The organism is Stenotrophomonas sp. P5_B8 (assembly GCF_054049855.1).
In genome coordinates this window covers 1-2,060 of the sequence record NZ_JBFULO010000556.1, presented here as the reverse complement: position 1 = coordinate 2,060, position 2,060 = coordinate 1, and the positions used below count along the sequence as shown (strand labels likewise).

Annotated in this window: 2 protein-coding genes; both read right to left on the bottom strand. The window is 58.0% G+C overall.

All coding sequences use genetic code 11. The features are described 5' to 3' along the window. Nucleotides 1–23: 23 nt before the first annotated feature. On the bottom strand, nucleotides 24–200 hold the full coding sequence (locus ACXJKH_RS19270) for a DUF3606 domain-containing protein (protein WP_088434045.1): 177 nt from the start codon (nucleotides 198–200) through the stop codon (nucleotides 24–26). Between the two features lie 167 nt (nucleotides 201–367). Continuing rightward, a complete protein-coding gene (gene ku / locus ACXJKH_RS19265; protein ID WP_354286390.1) occupies nucleotides 368–1,330 on the bottom strand; it encodes a non-homologous end joining protein Ku in 963 nt (320 codons plus the stop codon). Nucleotides 1,331–2,060 lie beyond the last annotated feature (730 nt).

The following is a 2,060-nucleotide window of genomic DNA, read 5'->3' as shown; positions in this document are numbered from 1 at the left end:
GTGAGGGACATGCCCCGCGCCCGTCACTTGCCCAGGTGCTTACGAACCGCAGCCGATGTGGGACCGACGGCCTTGACCGCCTCTTTGAGCTGAGCAGCCGTGATGCCCAACGCCTTGGTCCAATACTGGACCTCGTAGTCTTCGTTGACATTGATCCGGTCGCGATCGGGCGTTCCAGTCTTCTTTTTGTCGTCGCTCATGGCGCTGTAACTCCTTGGCAGGTAGACCGTTTCTAGCCCCGCCTCCGTGGGGTCACCGTGAACCGGCCTTGTCTATCTCTTCACGCCTCTTCGCGCCGCTAGGTTCTCCGCGCGTCTGCCCAGAAGCTGCGTCACGCTAGCGGCTTGCCCTACTTGGCTCTCGCCGCTCAGGCAGACTTGCGCGTCCTCTTGGCGGGCGCCTTCTTGGTGGCTTCTGTCTTGGGTGAGACCTTCTTCGACGCCCTTTTTGCCGGTGCAACCTTCTCCTTCTCCTTGCCCGACCTCGCCTGGGACTTGGAGGCCGTTTTCACCGGCAGGCTTTTGGCAGGGGTGCGCTTATTTGTCTCCAAGCTCTTCTGCAAGAGAGACATGAAGTCGACCACGTTCGTGGCAGCATCCTCTGGATGCACGGGCTCTTCAAACTTTGTGGTGGCACCGACATCTTTTACTCGCTTTTGAATGATCGCAGATAGCCTCTCGCGGAACTCGTCGTGATAGCTGTCCGGTGCCCACTCGCTGGTCATAGAGTTGATCAACTGCTTGGCCATCTCCATTTCCTTCGGCGCGATCCTATAGTCGCCAGTCTGCCCAGCCGGAAGCTTGTAGTCATCGGGCGCTACTAATTCCTGCGGATACCGAAGCAGAATCAGGACCAAAGCGTCCCCTTCAGGCATCACCGCACACAGGTATTCGCGGGTGCGGATCACCACTCGGGCGATGCCGACCTTTCCGGTTTCTCTCAGCGTCTCCCGGAGCAACACATAGCCCTTTTCCGCCTTCTTCCCAGGAACCAGGATGTATGGCTTCTCAAAGAAACGCAGACCAATGCTGGATGCATCGACGAACGCCTCTACATCGACGGACTCGTGGGTCTCTGGAGCGGCCGCGGCGATGTCTTCCTTCTCGACGACGACGTAACTGCCCTTGTCATACTCGAAGGCCTTAACAATGTCCTTCCACGGCACCTCCTCCCCCGTGTCCGCATTCACCCGCTCAAACCGAATCGGCTTCTTGTCTCGGGAGTCCAGCATCCGGAAGCTCAGATCAGTGCGGCGCTCCCCCGACATCAGCGAGACCGGGATGTTCAAGAGACCAAACGACAAAGATCCACTCCAGATAGGCCTAGCCATAACGATCCTTTTTGGCCGTGATTCGGCCGCTTTCCCTTGTATCGTCTGTGTCGTCGCCGCCCCGTGAACCGTCTATTGAGGGCGTCTCAGCGCAGAAACCAACCTTGTAACGAGGGCGGTAAACGGGGGCGTCTGCCCGTCCACTCCCGCCTGCAGACGGCTGGGACGGACCACCTTCCCTCACTGTCCCGATCCACGTCCCAATCATCGCCTTCGAGCGTCTCCTCCAAGTCGCTTGAGCAGCTCGCAACCTGGAAAACGGCATCTGCCACCGCCTCCATCTCATGCTCGAACCAGCGGCAGCCGTCGGCTGAAACCACCGAGGGCCCGTCCCCCAGGCTTGGGTATCCAGGCACTAATTCCTGCAGATGCTCTGCGGCCTGGCCAACGGTAAGACGGCGAAATCCCTTCATTGATGCCCAAATCTCTAACCGACGCACGATGGCAGGATTCATGGCCCGGCCCTCATTTCGTTTAGGAATAAAAGGTTCGTTCCAAGGGCGTCACAAACGAGCGATAACGTTGTAAAAATTTCCTTAAGTTGGGGGTGGACGGCTCAAATCCGTGGCCTACTTCACCCAAGCTGAACCATTTAGATTGTTCCCTTTTTCTTGCCGCCGTGCTCACTGCGCGAAGACGACCGAACTCCTATGGTCCTGCCACCACAGCCGATGAATGAGCACTATGGGAAACGTCTTTTTTAACCGGATCGCCTGCAGCGTTTCCAAGG